Origin of the sequence: Agaricicola taiwanensis (assembly GCF_014635245.1) — a bacterium.
In the GTDB taxonomy this organism is placed as follows: Bacteria; Pseudomonadota; Alphaproteobacteria; order Rhizobiales; family Methylopilaceae; genus Agaricicola; species Agaricicola taiwanensis.
In genome coordinates this window covers 83202-100029 of record NZ_BMCP01000001.1, presented here as the reverse complement: position 1 = coordinate 100029, position 16828 = coordinate 83202, and the positions used below count along the sequence as shown (strand labels likewise).

Annotated in this window: 14 protein-coding genes; 6 read left to right on the top strand and 8 right to left on the bottom strand. The window is 64.2% G+C overall.

Annotated elements, in window-relative coordinates:
- The first annotated feature begins 15 nt into the window (after positions 1-15).
- The 3 genes from purH (at position 16) to IEV58_RS00445 (ending at position 4040) form a co-directional block, all read left to right on the top strand.
- Positions 16-1605, top strand: coding sequence for a bifunctional phosphoribosylaminoimidazolecarboxamide formyltransferase/IMP cyclohydrolase (gene purH, locus IEV58_RS00455; protein WP_188407714.1), 1590 nt, complete (start codon positions 16-18; stop codon positions 1603-1605).
- A 72-nt stretch (positions 1606-1677) separates the two neighbouring features.
- Complete coding sequence (locus IEV58_RS00450) at positions 1678-2979, top strand: SAM-dependent methyltransferase (protein WP_188407713.1); 1302 nt, start codon at positions 1678-1680, stop codon at positions 2977-2979.
- A gap of 200 nt (positions 2980-3179) precedes the next feature.
- Positions 3180-4040, top strand: coding sequence for an SGNH/GDSL hydrolase family protein (locus IEV58_RS00445; RefSeq protein WP_188407712.1), 861 nt, complete (start codon positions 3180-3182; stop codon positions 4038-4040).
- Here IEV58_RS00445 and IEV58_RS00440 read toward each other — a convergent pair.
- Positions 4015-5388, bottom strand: coding sequence for an MFS transporter (locus tag IEV58_RS00440; RefSeq protein WP_188407711.1), 1374 nt, complete (start codon positions 5386-5388; stop codon positions 4015-4017). The genes IEV58_RS00445 and IEV58_RS00440 overlap by 26 nt on opposite strands.
- A 180-nt stretch (positions 5389-5568) precedes the next feature.
- Between IEV58_RS00440 and IEV58_RS00435 the strand changes: the two genes are divergently transcribed.
- The gene (locus tag IEV58_RS00435) at positions 5569-6138 is read left to right on the top strand and encodes a chromate transporter (protein WP_188407710.1); all 570 of its coding nucleotides are present in this window, start codon (positions 5569-5571) and stop codon (positions 6136-6138) included.
- Entirely contained in the window at positions 6135-6677 is a 543-nt protein-coding gene (locus tag IEV58_RS00430; RefSeq protein WP_188407709.1) for a chromate transporter, read from the top strand. The genes IEV58_RS00435 and IEV58_RS00430 overlap by 4 nt, the downstream gene beginning before the upstream one ends.
- Before the next feature lie 6 nt (positions 6678-6683).
- On the opposite strand, the gene IEV58_RS00425 is transcribed toward IEV58_RS00430, so the two are convergent.
- The 4 genes from IEV58_RS00425 to IEV58_RS00410 all read right to left on the bottom strand — a co-directional run bounded on the left by IEV58_RS00425 (position 6684) and on the right by IEV58_RS00410 (position 13578).
- On the bottom strand, positions 6684-11489 hold the full coding sequence (locus IEV58_RS00425; RefSeq protein ID WP_188407708.1) for an NAD-glutamate dehydrogenase: 4806 nt from the start codon (positions 11487-11489) through the stop codon (positions 6684-6686).
- 121 nt (positions 11490-11610) lie between these two features.
- Entirely contained in the window at positions 11611-12228 is a 618-nt protein-coding gene (locus IEV58_RS00420; protein WP_188407707.1) for a TPM domain-containing protein, read from the bottom strand.
- 1 nt (position 12229) lies between these two features.
- A complete protein-coding gene (locus IEV58_RS00415; protein WP_229729087.1) occupies positions 12230-12988 on the bottom strand; it encodes a TPM domain-containing protein in 759 nt (252 codons plus the stop codon).
- Complete coding sequence (locus tag IEV58_RS00410) at positions 12985-13578, bottom strand: LemA family protein (protein WP_188407706.1); 594 nt, start codon at positions 13576-13578, stop codon at positions 12985-12987. The genes IEV58_RS00415 and IEV58_RS00410 overlap by 4 nt, the downstream gene beginning before the upstream one ends.
- Positions 13579-13695: 117 nt before the next feature.
- Here IEV58_RS00410 and IEV58_RS00405 point away from each other — a divergent pair, with 117 nt between their 5' ends.
- Positions 13696-14340, top strand: a complete 645-nt coding sequence (locus tag IEV58_RS00405; RefSeq protein WP_188407705.1) for a LysE family translocator — start codon at positions 13696-13698, stop codon at positions 14338-14340.
- Here IEV58_RS00405 and IEV58_RS00400 read toward each other — a convergent pair.
- The 3 genes from IEV58_RS00400 to IEV58_RS00390 all read right to left on the bottom strand — a co-directional run bounded on the left by IEV58_RS00400 (position 14312) and on the right by IEV58_RS00390 (position 16665).
- Positions 14312-14746: a hypothetical protein gene (locus IEV58_RS00400; protein ID WP_188407704.1), complete on the bottom strand. Its 435-nt coding sequence runs from the start codon at positions 14744-14746 to the stop codon at positions 14312-14314. The two genes, IEV58_RS00405 and IEV58_RS00400, sit on opposite strands and share 29 nt — an antisense overlap.
- Before the next feature lie 5 nt (positions 14747-14751).
- Positions 14752-15969, bottom strand: coding sequence for a dual-specificity RNA methyltransferase RlmN (rlmN, locus tag IEV58_RS00395; protein ID WP_188407703.1), 1218 nt, complete (start codon positions 15967-15969; stop codon positions 14752-14754).
- A gap of 198 nt (positions 15970-16167) precedes the next feature.
- Complete coding sequence (locus tag IEV58_RS00390; RefSeq protein ID WP_229729086.1) at positions 16168-16665, bottom strand: invasion associated locus B family protein; 498 nt, start codon at positions 16663-16665, stop codon at positions 16168-16170.
- Positions 16666-16828: the final 163 nt, after the last annotated feature.

Here is a 16828-nt window from a genome sequence, read left to right as displayed (position 1 = left end):
TCCGGATTGCTGCCAATGTCGACCCTTCGCCCCATCGTCCGCGCCCTTTTGTCCGTCTCCGACAAGACGGGGCTTGTTGATTTTGCACGGACACTCGCAGGCTATGGAGTGGAGCTGGTTTCGACCGGCGGCACGGCGAAAACGCTGAAGGAGGCCGGTCTCAAGGTGCGCGACGTATCGGAGCTCACCGGCTTTCCGGAGATGATGGACGGCCGCGTGAAGACGCTGCACCCGAAGGTCCACGGCGGCCTTCTCGCCATCCGCGGCAATGCCGAGCACGAGGGCGCCATGTCCGATCACGGCATCCTGCCGATCGATCTCCTGGTGGTGAACCTTTATCCGTTCGAGGAGGTTCTGCGGCGAGGAGCGGACTACGACGAGATGGTCGAGAACATCGACATCGGCGGTCCCGCCATGATCCGCGCGGCCTCCAAGAACCACGCCGACATCACGGTTGTGGTGGAGCCGGAAGATTACGAGACCGTACTTGCCGATATGGCGGCGCTCGAGGGGGCGACCTCGCACAAGCTGCGCAAGCGGCTGGCGGCGAAGGCGTTTGCCCGCACCGGCGCTTATGATGCTGCCATCTCCGGATGGTTCGCGGATGTGCTGGAGGAGGATGCGCCGAGTTTCCGCGCGGTTGGTGGCCGGCTGCGCCAGGCGCTGCGCTATGGCGAAAATCCGCATCAGAAGGCGGCTTTCTATGCCTTGCCCGTGCCGCGCGCAGGTGTGGCCACCGCGCGCCAGCTCCAGGGCAAGGAGCTTTCCTACAACAATATCAACGACACCGACGCTGCCTTCGAACTGGTGGCGGAATTCGACCCGGCCAAGACGGCTGCCTGCGTGATCGTCAAGCACGCCAACCCCTGCGGTGTCGCGCAGGGAGCGGGATTGGCCGACGCCTATCGCCGCGCACTTGCCTGCGACAGCACATCGGCCTTCGGCGGCATCGTCGCGGTCAACCGGCCTCTTGATGCGGAAGCGGCGGCCGAGATCGTCAAGATCTTCACCGAGGTCATCATCGCGCCCGAGGCGAGCGAGGAAGCCATCGCGCTGATCGCGGCAAAGAAGAACCTGCGCCTCCTCCTCACTGGCGGCCTGCCGGACCCGCGCGCCGAGGGCCTGACGGTGAAGTCGGTGGCGGGAGGCCTCCTGGTCCAGACCCGCGACCACATCGTCGCCGACGATCTCGACTTCAAGGTCGTCACCCGGCGTGCGCCCTCGGCCGCCGAACTGGCCGATCTGCGTTTCGCCTTCAAGGTGGCCAAACATGTGAAGTCCAACACCATCGTTTACGCCAAGAACGGGGCGACCGTCGGCATTGGCGCGGGCCAGATGAGCCGCGTCGATGCCGCGCGTATCGCCGCGCGCAAGGCGGAGGATGCCGCCCACGAAACGGGTGCATCAGCACCGGCCACACGGGGATCTGTGGTGGCATCGGATGCCTTCTTCCCCTTCGCCGATGGGCTGTTGGTGGCGGCGGAGGCCGGAGCCACGGCCGTGGTGCAGCCGGGCGGCTCGGTGCGTGACGACGAGGTGATCAAGGCGGCCGACGATGCCGGCCTGGCCATGGTCTTCACGGGCGTGCGCCACTTCCGGCACTGACGTCGACCATTGCCCTTGCCGCCCTTCACGTCCTAGGCTTGATCCGGACATGTGAGGGCGGCGGGGATTTTGATGACGGATAGCAGTCTGCAGGCCTCGGCGCTGGCTGCGCTTCTGACTGAGGTTTGCGCCAAGATCGCCCCGCGCCTGGTGTTTCAGCTTTGGGATGGACGGCGTATTCCATACGACGCTCCGGCCGATGAGCCTGCCATTGCCATCCGTGATGCAGGCGCCGTGTCGCGCCTCTTGCGAAGGCCCAAACTCGATACCTTCCTGCGCCTCTATCTGGCCGGGCGGATCGACTTCATAAACGGGGACCTCTTTGACATCGCCGAGCGCCGGCCGGAGGGAAAACCCGGAAGGCTTGTCCGGACATTGAAGCGTGGTGTGGTCCTGCGAGCGCTCAGGGCCTTTGCCTTTCATCCCGGCGGTCCCGAGTTGCTGGGGATGGAGGCTCGATCAGGGAAGGCAGGCACCGGCGGCGCCGCTGATAAGAACAGAGCCAATATCGCCCATCATTATGATGTCTCCAATGCCTTCTACCGGCTCTTCCTGGATGAGCGCATGGTCTACACCTGCGGTTATTTCGATGGTTGGCACGATGACCTGGGCAAGGCCCAGGAAGACAAGCTGGAGATGATCTGCCGCAAGCTGCGGCTCCAGCCCGGCGAGCGCATGCTGGATATCGGATGCGGTTGGGGAGCGCTCCTCATCCATGCGGCTGAGCGTTATGATATCCGCGGTGTCGGCGTTACCCTTTCGGAAGAACAGGCTCTCCTGGCACGCGAACTCGTTTCGGCCAAAGGTCTTCAGGACAAGATCGAGATCCGCCTCGCGGACTATGCCAGCCTCGACGAAAGCTTCGACAAGATTTCATCGATCGGCATGTTCGAGCATGTCGGCATCGACAATCACGCCGCCTATTTCAGTGCGGTGCACCGGCTCCTGAAGCCGCGCGGTCTCTACCTGCACCACGCCATCACGCGGCGCGCCAAGGCAAGCGATAATGCCTTTCGCAGGAAACGCCCGGAATATGAGGCGCTGACGAAGTTCATATTTCCCGGCGGCGAGCTCGACCATATCGGCATGTCGCTGAAGAATCTGGAGCGTCACGGCTTCGAGGTGCATGACGTTGAAGGGTGGCGTGAGCATTACGCGCGCACGACCCGGCTTTGGGCCAAGCGTCTTTCAGCCCGCCGGGCAGAGGCGGAACGCGAGGCGGGTGAGGTGATCGCACGAGCCTGGCTCATTTATCTTGCGGGCGTCTCCCTTGCCTTCGAACGCGGCGGCGCCTGTATTTTCCAAACAGTGGCGTCGCGGCGAACCCGGTCCTCGTCGGGCCTGCCGGCGACACGGCGCGATCTCTACCGCTGAATCTCCGCTCTCACGTTTGTGAGTTCTTGATGATTTTGTTCGTTACTGTGCCGATCGGACGAAGTAGTTGCACGGCTGAAACAAACTGCAACTATTCGCTAGGTGACAGCTCTTCGGGGGCGTGCTAGCGGCGAATAATCCGCTGAAAACCGCGACAGTTCGAGCGGCCTCGGGTCATTCTTTGGGAAGACTTGACGCATATGACATCACGCTTCGACGCCCGGCTCCTCGCCGGCATTCTCTCTCTTGGCCTTGCCGCATCGCCCGCCATGGCCATGCCCTTCAGCCCAAGCTGTTCGTTGCCGGACCCGGTCGTCGCCTTGAACGGGCATCTCGACGAAGCGCTGGCGCAAGCGAGCATCGACGGAAAACTGACGATCCTGACCATCGGCTCCTCCTCAACGGAGGGCGTGGGCGCGACGAGCGCGAGCGCGAGCTATCCTGCCCGTTTGGAGATCGAACTGGAGAAACGCCTGCCAGATCTTGCCGTGGATGTCGTGAACAAGGGCAGGGGCGGCGAAGTGGTGGCCACCACCGCCAAACGGTTGAAGACCGAGGTGGAAGCGCTCGACCCTGATCTGGTCATCTGGCAGCTGGGCACCAACGACGCCATCCGTGGCGTCGCGTCCTCAGAGTTCGAGGCCGTGGTCAGCGACGGGCTTGCCTGGCTCGACCAGCACGACACCGATGTGATCCTTATGGATCCGCAGCTTTTTCCGCGGATCGCTGAAGACCAGGCCTACAAGGCTTTCGTCGACCGCATCGCCTCCATGGCGGGTCATGCCGGCATCCCGCTCGTGCGGCGCTTCCAGGCCATGACCTATTGGTCACAGCTGCCAGAGGACGTACGTCGCACCATGCTGGCCGCCGACAGCTTTCATATGAACGATCAAGGCTATGCGTGCCTCGCGGAAATGATGGCCGAAGGCCTGTCCCGCCGCATCGCCGCCGCGCCTGGCGGCAAGGTTCTCGCTGTCGAAACCAAGGCGCCGCCGCCGGCCCGGGCCGTCGCGGTGGAGACTATTGCGCCGGAACTCAAGACGACGACGGCGACGCGCTAGGTCGAACGGGCACGCGCACCGCCGTCAGGAGCGCGGCGCCCCCGACGAAGAAGACCAGCAGGACCGCCATGCCGCCCCGCTGGCTTTCGCTCCAGGCGGTCATCAGGCCGACCAGCATGGGACCAAGAAACGAGGTCACCTTGCCGGAAAGCGCGTAAAGGCCGAAGAACTGGGTCATATGTTCGGGCGGCGCCAGCCGTGCGAGGAGCGTGCGGGAGGCGGCCTGAAGCGGGCCGGCAACCATGCCGATGGCAAGACCCAGCGCCACATAGACCCTCTCTGCCGTGCTCGAGAAAAGGCCATCGCCGGCGGTGGCGGGCGCAACGTCCACGATGAAGAAGATGCGATCGGCGGTTGTCGCCAGGATGCCCACCGACGCCAGAATGAGGCAGGCGAGTGAGCCCAGCACGACGGCCTTCGGCCCAAGCCGGTCATCCAGAACGCCGCCGACGGCAGCACCGATGGTGCCCGTGATGGTCAGGAGAATACCGAAGATCCCGATCTCGATGGTGGTCCAGCCGAAGGTGCCCGCCGCATAGATGCCGCCGAAGGCGAAGAGCGCGATCAAGCCGTCGATATAAATCATCTGCGCCGCCAGGAAGATCATGATGTCGCGGTGGCGCGGCAGCGCCACAAGCGTCGCCCGCAGCGATGCGATGCCCGCCCTGACATGTCCGCCTTGATTGCCGTGGCCGCGGCCATCAGGCGTCCAGAGCAGCAGCGGCAGGATGAACAGGAGATACCAGAGCGCCGCGAAGGGGCCGGAGGCACGGTCACCCTCGCCTGATGCAGGGTCCAGGCCAAGGAACGGCGCGATTCCGGCAAGCGTGAGGCCGGTGTCCGGACTGGCGACCACGAAGCCGAGCATGATGGCGAGCGAGACAAGCCCCCCGAAATATCCTGCGGCCCAGCCATAGCCGGAGAGGCGCCCCATGCGCTCTTGCGGCACGAGCGTCGGCATCATGGCGTTGGTGAAGACCGTGGCGAATTCCGCGCCGATGGAGGCCATGATGAAGCCGGCGATCGCCAGCGCAACCGCCCCTTCCACACCTGGGGCGGCCCGCCAGAGCAGCAGACAGCCGGTGATCGAGAGAAGGGAGAAGGCGGCAATCCAGGGTTTGCGGCGGCCGGAGGCGTCGGCCATGGCGCCGAGCAGCGGCGCAAGCACGGCGATGATGAGCCCGGCCGCGCCCGTAGCGAAACCCCACAGCGACTGGCCTTCGACCGGCGAGGATGCCAGACGCGAGGCGAAATAAGGGGCAAAGACGAAGGTCGTGATCAGGGTCGCGACAGGCTGTGTGGCGACGTCGAACAGGATCCAGCCGAACAGGCCGCGCTTTGACGTCATGGCTGCATCAGGGGTGAGAGCGCCGGTCAGGAACAAGGGGCTGCGTTGCCTCGTGGATGATCTGTGAACAGGCGACATCCACCTGTGCCTTCACGGCGGCACGATGTAAGCTGTTCGGCATCGGCCGGGCAAGCATGCCTTGCGCTCCTTCCATCTGCCTCCTTCTTCCATCGGACGATTATGCAGCACCACATTCCTCTCGAAGTCCGGGACCGCGAAGTCACGCGTCTCGACCTCTTCATGGGCTTCGCCAAGATCGGTCTTCTCGGTTTCGGCGGGGTCGCGCCCTGGGCCCGCTATGTCATCGTCGAGGAACGGCAGTGGCTGACCGAGCGGGAATTCGCCGAAGTGCTCGGCGTGGGGCAGGTGCTTCCCGGACCCAACACCATGAATGCGGCGGTCATGATCGGAGATCGCTTCCACGGTATCCCCGGCGTTCTGCTCTGTGTTCTGGGCCAGATGCTCATGCCGCTCGTCATCGTGGTGACGCTGGCGATGATCTATGCCGAATTCGCCTCGATCCCGCAGGTCAACGCCGCCCTCATCGGTGCCGCGGCGGGTGCGGCGGGGCTTGTTCTCGGCACCGGCATCAAAATGGTGCAGAAGCTGAAGCCGACAGGCATGGCGCTTGTCTTCGGCGGGCTCGCCTTCGTGGCATCGGGCATCCTTGAACTTCCCATCGTCTGGGTCGTCGGTGTTCTCGCTCCTCTCAGCATCGCGGCCGCCGCCTTCGAGAGGCGCCATCGATGAACTGGCAGCTCCTCCTGGATATCGTCACCGTCTTCATCAGTTTGTCGGTCGTCTCCATTGGCGGCGCCAATGCGGTGCTGCCTGATATCCGCCGCCAGGTGGTGGATGTGCACGGCTGGATGAACGAGGCCACCTTCGCCGACCTTTTCGCCATCTCGCACGCCGCGCCGGGTCCTAACGTCATCATGGTCAGCCTCATTGGCTGGCACATGGCCGGCTTTTTCGGCCTGGTCGCGGCGACCCTGGCGATCCTCGTGCCGTCAAGCCTGATTGCCTTCGCGGTCGGGCGTGTGGTCAACCGCTGGTCGGATAAACGCTGGATCGCCGTGGCCAAGCAGGGGCTGGTGCCGATCGCGGTGGGGCTGATCCTTGCCAGCGGCATCTCGATGATCAAGGCGGCCGATCACAACCTGCTGCTCTTCCTGATCAGTCTCGGGACAGCGGCCTTCATGGCCTTCGCCGGCCGCAATCCGCTCTGGGCGCTTGCCGGTGGCACGCTGCTCAATATCCTCGCGCTTCAACTGGGCTGGCCGGGCTGACGCCCGTCAGCCCTTGACCAGATCGCTCAAGAGGCTTGCCACGACGGAAAGCTTGGCGACGGTCAGGCCGGAGCTGCAGATCTCCTGCACCATCTGGCGCACGCGCGGCGCTTCAGGGCGGTTTTCGGACCAGGTGTGCACGGCTGCCGCGCCTGCGCCATGGTTGATCGCCTCCGCCGCGATGCCGCGCTGGGCGTTGGCGATCATGTCGAGGGCGCGGTCGAAGGCGAGCCGTTCGTAATAGTCCGGAACCTGGATGGTGAGCGCGCTCGCACGCAACTCCTCCATGCCGAAGTAGGCATCGACGGCAAAAAGCGTGGCCGAGGCTTCGGCGATGGGTTTGCCGGTGCGTTCCGCGATGAGGACGATATCCGGCCCGGCGTAGAGCGCCGGCAGGCTCGCGATCCGCTGGGCAAGGTCCCTGGGCACGCCGGCCTCTTCCAGGGTGCCGATGCGGCTCAGCCGGTCGTCTTCCGCTTCCTTGCCGAGTGCGACGTTGAGGTTTTCGCGAACCTCTTCAAGCCCTGTACGAAAACGGGTGACGACCGCCTCCAGGCCCCCGCTGAAGTCGACATGCCGCAGGAACCAAACGATCCTGGATAGCAGGAGGTCCTGAACCTCGGTGTAAAGCTGCAGCTGCAGGTCGCCCGAAATCCTGGCGTCGAGGGCATCGATGGCGGCGTTGATGTCGGCAAGACCATAGGAATCGCGCGTGGCGGCGAAAGCGCCGGCGATCTCCGCGACGTCGGCGCCGGTCTTGTCGGCGACGCGGGCGAGCAGTGACGGACCGCACCGGTTGATCATGGAGTTCGCCAGCATGGTGGCGATGATCTCGCGGCGCAGGCGATGCCCCTCGATGGCGTCGGGGAAGCGCTGCTGCATGGGTGTCGGGAAATAACGGAACAGTTCCCGTCCGAGATAGCGGTCGTCAGGAACGGACGAGAGCAGCAGGTCATCGTAGAGCGAGATCTTGGCATAGGCGATGAGCACGGCAAGTTCCGGCCTCGTCAGTCCCTGACCATTCTGCGCCCGCTCCGCCAGGGTGTTGTCGTCGGGCAGGAACTCGACGGCGCGGTCGAGCAGCTTGCGGCCTTCCAGCGTCTGCATCAGCCGGCGTTCGAAGCTTAGATCCTCCAGGCCCCGGCGCTCGGTCAGCGAGAGCGCCAGCGTCTGGTAATAGTTGTTGCGCAGGACAAGCTGGCTGACCTCTTCCGTCATATCGGCCAGCAGTCTGTTGCGCTCCTCAAGCGGCAGACGTCCGTCCTTCATCGGTGTCGTCAGCGCGACCTTGATATTGACCTCGACGTCGGAGGTGTTAACGCCGGCGGAATTGTCGATGGCGTCGGTGTTGATCCGGATGCCCTTCCGCGCGGCCTCGATGCGGCCGCGCTGGGTGACGCCGAGGTTGGCGCCTTCACCCACTACCTTGGCGCGGACGTCCGATCCGGCGATGCGGATGGGATCGTTGGCGCGATCGCCCACCTGGTCGTCGGTTTCGGTGCTGGCGCGGATATAGGTGCCGATGCCGCCGAACCAGAGCAGGTCCACCGGCGCCTTGAGGATGGCGTTCATCACCTCCTGCGGGGTCGCGGTCTCCTTGGCAAGCCCGATGGCCGCCTGTGCCTCGGCCGACAGGGTGATGGACTTGGCGGTCCGCGAAAAGACGCCGCCGCCCTGCGAAATGAGGGCCGGGTTGTAGTCCTGCCAGCTGGAGCGGGGCAGGTCGAACAGGCGCTTGCGTTCAGTAAAGGACGTGGCCGGATCGGGATTGGGGTCGATGAAAATGTCACGGTGGTCGAAGGCGGCGATCAGGCGCGTCTGCTGCGACAGGAGCATGCCGTTACCGAAGACGTCGCCGGACATGTCGCCCACGCCCACGGCCGTGAAGGGCGTGGACTGGATGTCCCTGTCCATCTCGCGGAAGTGGCGTTTGACCGCCTCCCAGGCACCGCGAGCGGTGATGCCCATCCCCTTATGGTCGTAGCCGGCCGAACCGCCGGAGGCGAAGGCATCGCCAAGCCAGAAATCGCGGTCTTCGGAGATGGCGTTGGCGGTGTCGGAGAAGGTCGCCGTGCCCTTGTCGGCGGCGACGACCATATAGGGGTCGTCGCCATCGTGCCGCACGGTCAGCTCCGGATGCGTGATCTCGGTGCCTTCGATATCATCCGTGAGATCGAGCAGGGCGGAGACGAAGATTTTGTAGGCCTCCGTGCCTTCGGCGAAGATCGCCTCGCGCGGGCCGGCCGGAAGTTGCTTGGGTACGAAGCCGCCCTTGGCACCCACCGGAACGATCACGGCGTTCTTGACCTGCTGTGCCTTCACCAGGCCCAGGACCTCGGTGCGGAAATCCTGCGGCCGGTCGGACCAGCGCAGGCCGCCGCGCGCCACCTTGCCGAAACGCAGGTGAACACCTTCAACCCGAGGCGAATAGGCAAAGATCTCATAGAGCGGACGGGGCGCGGGCAGGCCTTCCACCTTGTGGCTGTCCAGCTTGAAGGCGATCACCGGATGAGGCCGGCCGTCTTTCTCAAGCTGGAAAAAGGTGGTGCGCAGCGTCGACTGAACGAGATTGATGAAGCGTCGCAGGATCCGGTCTTCATCGAGGCTTGCCACCATGCCGAGGTCGGTTTCCAGCTGCGCCAGGATCGCCTTCTCCTCTTCGGCGCGGACGCTTGCGTCGGTGACCGCGGGATCGAAGCGCAGGTGGAACAGCGCGATGATCTTTTCCACGATCGCGCTGTGGCGGATCAGGACGCTCCACATGTAGTCCTGGCTGTAGCGGACCGGCACCTGGCGCAGGTAGCGCGAGAGCGCGCGCAGCATGGCAATGTCGCGCCAGCCCATGCGTGCTTCCAATGTCAGAGCATTGTAGCCGTCGTTCTCCGCCTGGCCGCGGATCACGGCCATGAACAGCGCCTCCAGCCGTTCGCCCTGGTCATCCAGCTTGATTTCACCGCCGGAGGCACGCTCCAGCGTCATGTCATGCAGCCAGAAGGTGGCTTCTTCGCCCGCTGGTTCGATGTGGTCGGTGCGCTCATCCACGGCCCGAAAGCCCATGTTCTCAAGCATGGGCACGCGGGTGGACAGCGGAAGCGCCTCCCCACGCGAGAGGATGCGCAGATGCACCCGCTCCCGGCTTTCGCCCGGAAGCTCCAGGAAATCGATGGCAATGGGGCGATCGGCCGAAAGCCGCTGAATGGTGGCGATGTCGGTGACGGCGACGTCGGCGCCGTAAAGGTCCTGATAGGCCGGCGAGAAGGCGTTGGCATACTTCAGGCCGAGCGCGCGGGCCTGAACGCCCTCATGCTGCGCGCCGAGATTGGCGCGGAGGCGATCGCTCCAGGTCTGGACCTCCCGGGCAACTCCGCTTTGCAGTGTCGCGTAATCGATCTTCGGCGTCTCGCCTTCGTCCCGTCCGATAATGTAGTGGACGCGGGCGAGCGCCGGCTCCGGGAACGATGGGTAATAGGCCGACAGCCGTCCCTCATAGATGGACGCCAGATAGTGGGCGACCCGGGAGCGCACGTTGGAATCGTAGCGGTCGCGGGGGATATAGACCATCACCGAGACGAAGCGGTCGAACTTGTCCAGGCGGGCCAGGGCCTTCACGCGCGGCCGCTCGTAAAGGCTCAGCACTTCGAAGGCGAAGTCGTAGAGCAGATCCGGGTCGATCTGGAACAGCTCGTCGCGCGGGTAGCTCTCCAGCACATTCATCAGCGCCTTGCCGGAGTGGCTCTCATGATCGAGCCCGGCCTTGCGGGCGACAAGGTCGATCTTGCGGCGCAGGAGCGGGATCTTGCGGGCCGAAACCGTATAGGCGGTGGAGGTGAAGAGGCCGACCAGGCGGAGCTCACCCTGCAGCTTACCATCGTCGTCGTAGAGCTTGACGCCGATGTAGTCGAGATGGGAACGCCGATGGACGCGGGCGCGCAGGCTTGCCTTGGTGACGATGAGCGGCACCGGTTCATGAAGAAAATCGCGGATTTCCTGGGTCATGGCGACCAGTTCGCGGCCGCGCCGCAACAGCCGGAGTTCGGGATCGCGCAGGATGCCGAGGCCCGTTTCATCCCGGGGGGCGAGATGGCCACCTTCGGCGTCGGCGGCATAGGTGTATTCACGCACGCCAAGGAAAGTGAAGTTGTCGTCCACCAGCCATTGCAGGAAGGCAATGGCCTCGGCCACCTCGTCGGCAGGAAGCGGTGGTGGCGTCTCACGGAAATCGGCGATGGTGGCCGCGATGGTCGCAGTCATGGCCTGCCAGTCGGAGGTGGCGACGCGCACATCAATCAGCGTGCGGTCCAATTCATCAGCCAGCGCGCTGCGCTCATCCTCCGCATCGATGGGATCGATATGGATGTGGATCAGGCTCTCACGCGCGGTACCCTCGGCCTCCTCCCGGTTGGCATCGCCCTTGAAAGCAGTCAGCGCTCCGGAAGCGTCGCGATCAACAGCAAGGATCGGGTGAACCACCAATCTGGGATCGATGCCGCGCGCGCCGAGTGCTCCTGTCACCGAATCCAGCAGGAATGGCATGTCGTCGTTGATGATTTCGACCACCGTGATCTCCGGCGCGCCCGCCGGCAGCTCGGGGTTGTAGACCCTCACATGATGGGTGCCGGGCCGGCGGGACTTCAGGTGCTGCCAGGCCTCGGCGATCAGCCTGGCGATGGCATTGGGGGCCAGCGCAGCGAAATCCTCCGGTGCGGTCCAGTCGAACAAGGCTTCACCGAAGGAGGGCGGAACATCTCCCTCGACCAGTGCGACGGCCTGTTTCAATCGATCGCGGTGGAGCGTTTCACCCGGCAGCAGCATGGATTTTCGTCCCTCTCGTCGGTGTTCGGTTTCCCTGTCCGGTAACTGGCATAACGCGGCAAAAAATCGATTGCCAGCGTGTTACACTTGAGAAACAGGCAAAAATGAACGGGTTGGATGACTAGAGAACGACAATCCGATCGGGAAGTTCGTTTTTATCTCCGCGTCCGACAGGCCAATGCTGGGCGAGCGTCGCACCGACGATGGATATGGCTTTTTCGATGCCCTCGGCGAGCCGGCCTGCCCGGGCATCGGTCCTGATGACCTCCACCACCCCTTCCCAGGCTTTTGCTCCAACAAGATCATGAATTCCGTCGTCGGCTATGATCTCGACGGCGTGTTCCGCGAGTGAGACATAGATCAGGACACCGGTGCGCGCCTCTGTCGTGTGGATGCCGTGGGCGAGGAACTGTTCCAGCGCCGCCTTGCGGGTTGCGGCCCTGCGGATGGGCCCCGGCGTCAGCCGCACGGCAAGGAAGGACGTGCCGAGCAATGCCGACAGAAGAACAAAGCTCACGACCTGCGTGACCAGGAGCCATGGCATGCCGGGCCAGCCTGCAAGATAGAGCGGCCATGGCACGAGAAGCGCGATGACGGCCGACCAGAGCGTGCCCCAGAGCCGGTAATCGCTGGACGCACGGGCTGCGACGACGAAGATCTCGCCGGAGGTTTGGGCTTCCGCGAGACGGATCGCCTGGGTCAGGCGCATACGGTCGGCTGGGCTGAGAAGATCGGTCATATCACCACCGCCCTGACGCGCCGCCGCCGCCGAAGGAGCCGCCGCCGCCTGAAAAGCCGCCGGACGAACCCGAGGACCAGCCGCCGGAGGATCCGAATCCGCCACGGTTCATGGATGTTCCGGCCAGCAACCCCTTCAATCCATGGCGCCGATAATTGGTCACCAGGATCAGGATCCAGAAGCCGAGGATGAAGCTGACCACCAGAAAGGAGATCCAGTCGTCTTTCGCATCCGCCTGTCGCATGGCCTCGGCGCGCTGGCGCAGTTCGTCGCCGTTGCCGTCGAGCACGGTGAGGATGTCATCGACACCGGCGCGGATGCCGCCGGGAAAATCGCCGTTGCGGAAACGCGGCAGGATCGCGCCGTTGATGACGATGCTGGAAAGGGCATCGGTCAGGGTGCCTTCGAGGCCGTAGCCCACTTCGATGCGGACGGCGCGTTCGTTCGGCGCGACAATGAGGAGAGCGCCATTGTTGACGCCCTTCTGCCCCAGCGCCCAATGCCGCCCCAGCCGGACGCCGAAATCGGCAATGTCATAGCCCTGGAGCGAGGGCAGGGTCACCACGACGAGCTGGTTCGTCGTCTTCTCCTCGTGGCCGTGCAGCTTGGAATCCAGCTCCGTCTCGTCCTGGGGCGACAGCAGACCGGCGGCATCGACCACCCGGCCGGTGAGTTGCGGAAAGGAAGGGTCGCGGTCCTGCGCGGTGGCAGGAGCGACGACGGCGATGACTAGCGCGAGGACGGTGGCTGCAAGTCTCAATTGAATTTGACCTGAGGCGGTTGGGCGGCTTCCTCGGCCGCCGCGAAGGTCGCCATGGGCTCGGCGTCGGGATAGAGGATAGCGGCGATCCAGCGGCCGGGGATGGTGCGTAGCTCGGTGTTGTAGACGCGCACCGTTTCGATGTAGTCGCGCCGCGCGACCGCGATGCGGTTTTCGGTGCCTTCCAGCTGCGATTGCAGGGTGAGGAAATTCTGGTTCGACTTGAGCTCGGGATAGTTCTCGCTGACGGCGAGCAGGCGGCCGAGCGCTCCCGACAGTTGCTGCTGCGCCTCCTGGAAGCGCTGCAGGGCTGCGGGATCGGTCAGCTGATCGGCATTGATCTGCACCTGCGTTGCCTTGGCGCGCGCCTCGACGACCGATGTCAGAACCTCTTTTTCCTGCGCGGCAAAACCTTTCACGGTTTCCACCAGATTGGGGATCAGGTCAGCCCGTCGCTGATACTGGTTCTGTACCTCGGACCATGCCGCCTTGGCCTGCTCCTCATAGGTCGGGACATTGTTGACGCCGCAGCCGGCGACAAAAACGGTCAGGCCAAGGACAAGGAGGAGACGGGAGAGGAGCTTCGGCATGGGGAAACCTCGCGGCAGGGAAAGCGCACGATAGCCTCAGGCATGCGAAGGTGGAAGAGCGCGCGCGGGCGAGATAAGAAAGCGGCACCTGCATCCCTCTTCCGTGGGACCACCGTCATGGAATTTGTTCCAAACCTTGCCATCCTTGCCGCCTATGCGGTTGCCTGCGTTGCCCTGACGCTCACGCCAGGGCCCGACATGACGCTCTTCCTGGGAAAGACGCTGGCGCAATCCCGCGCGGCGGGGTTCGCGGCCTATGCCGGCGCCTCTGCGGGGCTCGTGGTGCACACCATGCTTGCCGCCATCGGCTTGTCGGCCCTGCTCGCCGCTTCCGCAACGGCGTTCACGGTGCTGAAGATTGCCGGTGCGCTTTACCTCATGTGGCTTGCGGTGCAGGCCATTCGTCATGGTTCTGCTTTCTCACCCGGAGAAGGCGTCGCAAAGGCGGCGCAGCCGTTGTACCGGGTCTTTCTGTCCGGGCTCGGGATCAATCTTCTGAACCCGAAGATCATCGTGTTCTTCGTGACCTTCCTGCCTCAGTTCGTGTCGGCCGCCGATCCCCATGCTGCAGGCAAGCTCGTGTTCCTGGGGCTGATGTTCATCGTGATCGCCACACCCTTCTCGGTGGCGATGATCCTGGGTGCTGATCAGATCGCCGGGCTTCTGAGGCGTTCGCCCAAAGTGACTCGGATCGTGGATTACGTCTTCGCGACGGTGCTGGGTGGCTTTGCGGTCAAGCTGTTTCTGACGCGCGCGAACTGACCCCGGAGGTCCGGCCGGCCACCAGCCAGTAGGTCAAGCCGGCGACAAACCCCGCCGCGACCGCTTCGAGAGCGGTGAAGACCGGACCGCTCTCGCCGATCTCCAGCAAGGACCAGGCCGTATAGGCGATGGCGGCACCGGCCAGCGCGAAGAAGATCCATGAGCGAATGGCGAAGACTTCGGCGATGCCCGCCGCAGCGGCGAAACCGACGGTGGTGATGGGCCCCACGATCCACCACAGGGTCGGCGCGAAAGCGACGAGCATGACCAGGAAGGCGCCCTGGTCCACCGGATCCTGTGGGGTGCCATAGGACAGGGTGATTGCCATGAGCACGGCGGTCGCCGCCATCACCGCAAGCACATAGCCCGAGGTGATGAGCAGAAGCCGGATGATGATGTGGGACATGGTGCTCAGGCGGCAGGCTGCGGTGTTTCGGCCTGTGCGGCAAGCGCCAGCCGTTCCTTTGCCCGCAGGCGCTGGGTTTCCGACTTCAGCTGGCCACAGGCGGCGAGGATGTCGCGCCCGCGCGGCGTGCGCACCGGGCTCGCGTAGCCAGCCCGGAACACGATCTCGGAGAACTTCTCGATGGTGTCCCAGTCGGAGCACTCATAGGCCGAGTTCGGCCAGGGGTTGAAGGGGATCAGATTGATCTTGGCCGGGATACCCTTGAGGAGGCGCACCAGTTCCCTGGCCTCAGCCGGGCTGTCGTTGACGCCTTTCAGCATGACATATTCGAAGGTGATGCGGCGCGCGTTGGAGACGCCGGGATAGGTGCGGCAGGCCTCGAGCAGCTGCGCGATGGGAAATTTCTTGTTGAGCGGCACCAGCACGTCGCGCAGGCCGTCGTTGGTGGCATGCAGCGAGATGGCCAGCATGGTGCCCATCTCCTCACCGAGACGGGCGATCTCGGGCACGACGCCTGACGTGGAAACCGTGATGCGCCGGCGGCTGAGCGTCAGGCCTTCGCCGTCGGACATCACCTCGATGGCGTCGCGAACGCTGTCGAAGGCATAGAGCGGCTCGCCCATGCCCATGAAGACGATGTTGGAAACGTAGCGCGTGGCACCCGTCGGAACGAGGCCGTTGGTGGGTGGGTTCTGATCCGGCCAGTCGCCCAGCATGTCGCGGGCGACCATGAGCTGCTGAACGATCTCCTGGGCGCTGAGGTTGCGCACCAGCGTCTGGGTGCCGGTGTGGCAGAAGGTGCAGTTCAGCGTGCAGCCGACCTGGGAGGAGACGCAGAGCGTTCCGCGATCGGTTTCCGGAATGTAGACGCATTCGATATCGTGTGGGCGCGGATCATTGCCTGATGGCGGCATGCGCATGAGCCACTTGCGCGTCCCGTCTACGGAGATTTGCTCGACGATGACCTCGGGCCGCGCCAACGTATAGGCTGCCGCCAGCGCGCCACGCAGGTTTTTGCCGACATTGGTCATGGCGTCGAAATCACGGACACCACGATGATAGATCCAATGCCACAGCTGGCCGACGCGCATGCGCCGCTCGCGCTCCGGCACGCCGATGGCGGCCAGGGCCTCGGTGAGGCCAGCACGGGTCATGCCCGCCAAGGAAGCTTTTGCCGGCAGGGGAACGGGGTTGTTGCGGATCAGGTCTATGGCGATGGACATGGCATCGGTCTCAACAAGAGGCGCCTCATATCACATCGGGTGGTGAGATGCGAGGCGCCAGCCGGGTAGCTGTCATGCGCCAAAACGGCAACGGCCGGGCAGGAGCCGGCCGTTGTGGGAAGATTGACCTCTACCGTGGCCTTTCGGCGAAATAAGGATTTCGCCTGTCGGCCTTCCGTAAAACAGGGCGTGCCTGTTTTACGGGCATTCCTGATTGATGCGGTCCATGGCGGCCGAGATGCCCGACAGGGAGTAGGTGTCCGTGGTGACATTGCCGCGGGACGAGGTCGACTTCACGATCATGCTCGCACCTCCGCGCATGGCGCCGACCATCTGCTGATCGTTCTGCCCGTCCGACCAGGCGCGTTCGCCTTCCGTGAACAGGCGGAAATTGGCGCTGCCGACGGTCACGTCCGCGGTTCCCTGCTGCGGGAAGCCGGCCTGCATGGAGATCTCGTTGCGGACCTTGTCGCCGGGCCGGTGAGTGATGAAGAAATAGGCCGGGTCTCGCCGCAGGCCTTCCGGCGCGCGGGATTTGGGCTGAGAGATCACGAAGCAGACCTTGCCATTGGGAAGGCTGGCCGAATAGGCGGTCCAATCGTTGAAGGTGCCCAGCGGGGTCTGCTGGGGCGCCTGTGCTGATGCCGCCGTGGTGGCAATCAGGAGGGCGGTCATGGCGAACAGGGAACGGAGCACGATATATTTCTCCCAGTGCTGTGCTGAGCGCGGCGCCGTGAGAACCACGAGCGCCTCGGTACATGCGGCCTGCCACGGGGGACTTGCCACGTTTCATGGATGAGGATCAGACCCCGACTTTCCGAACATTAGGTAAAAACTGGCGAAAATTCGACCTTTCCGT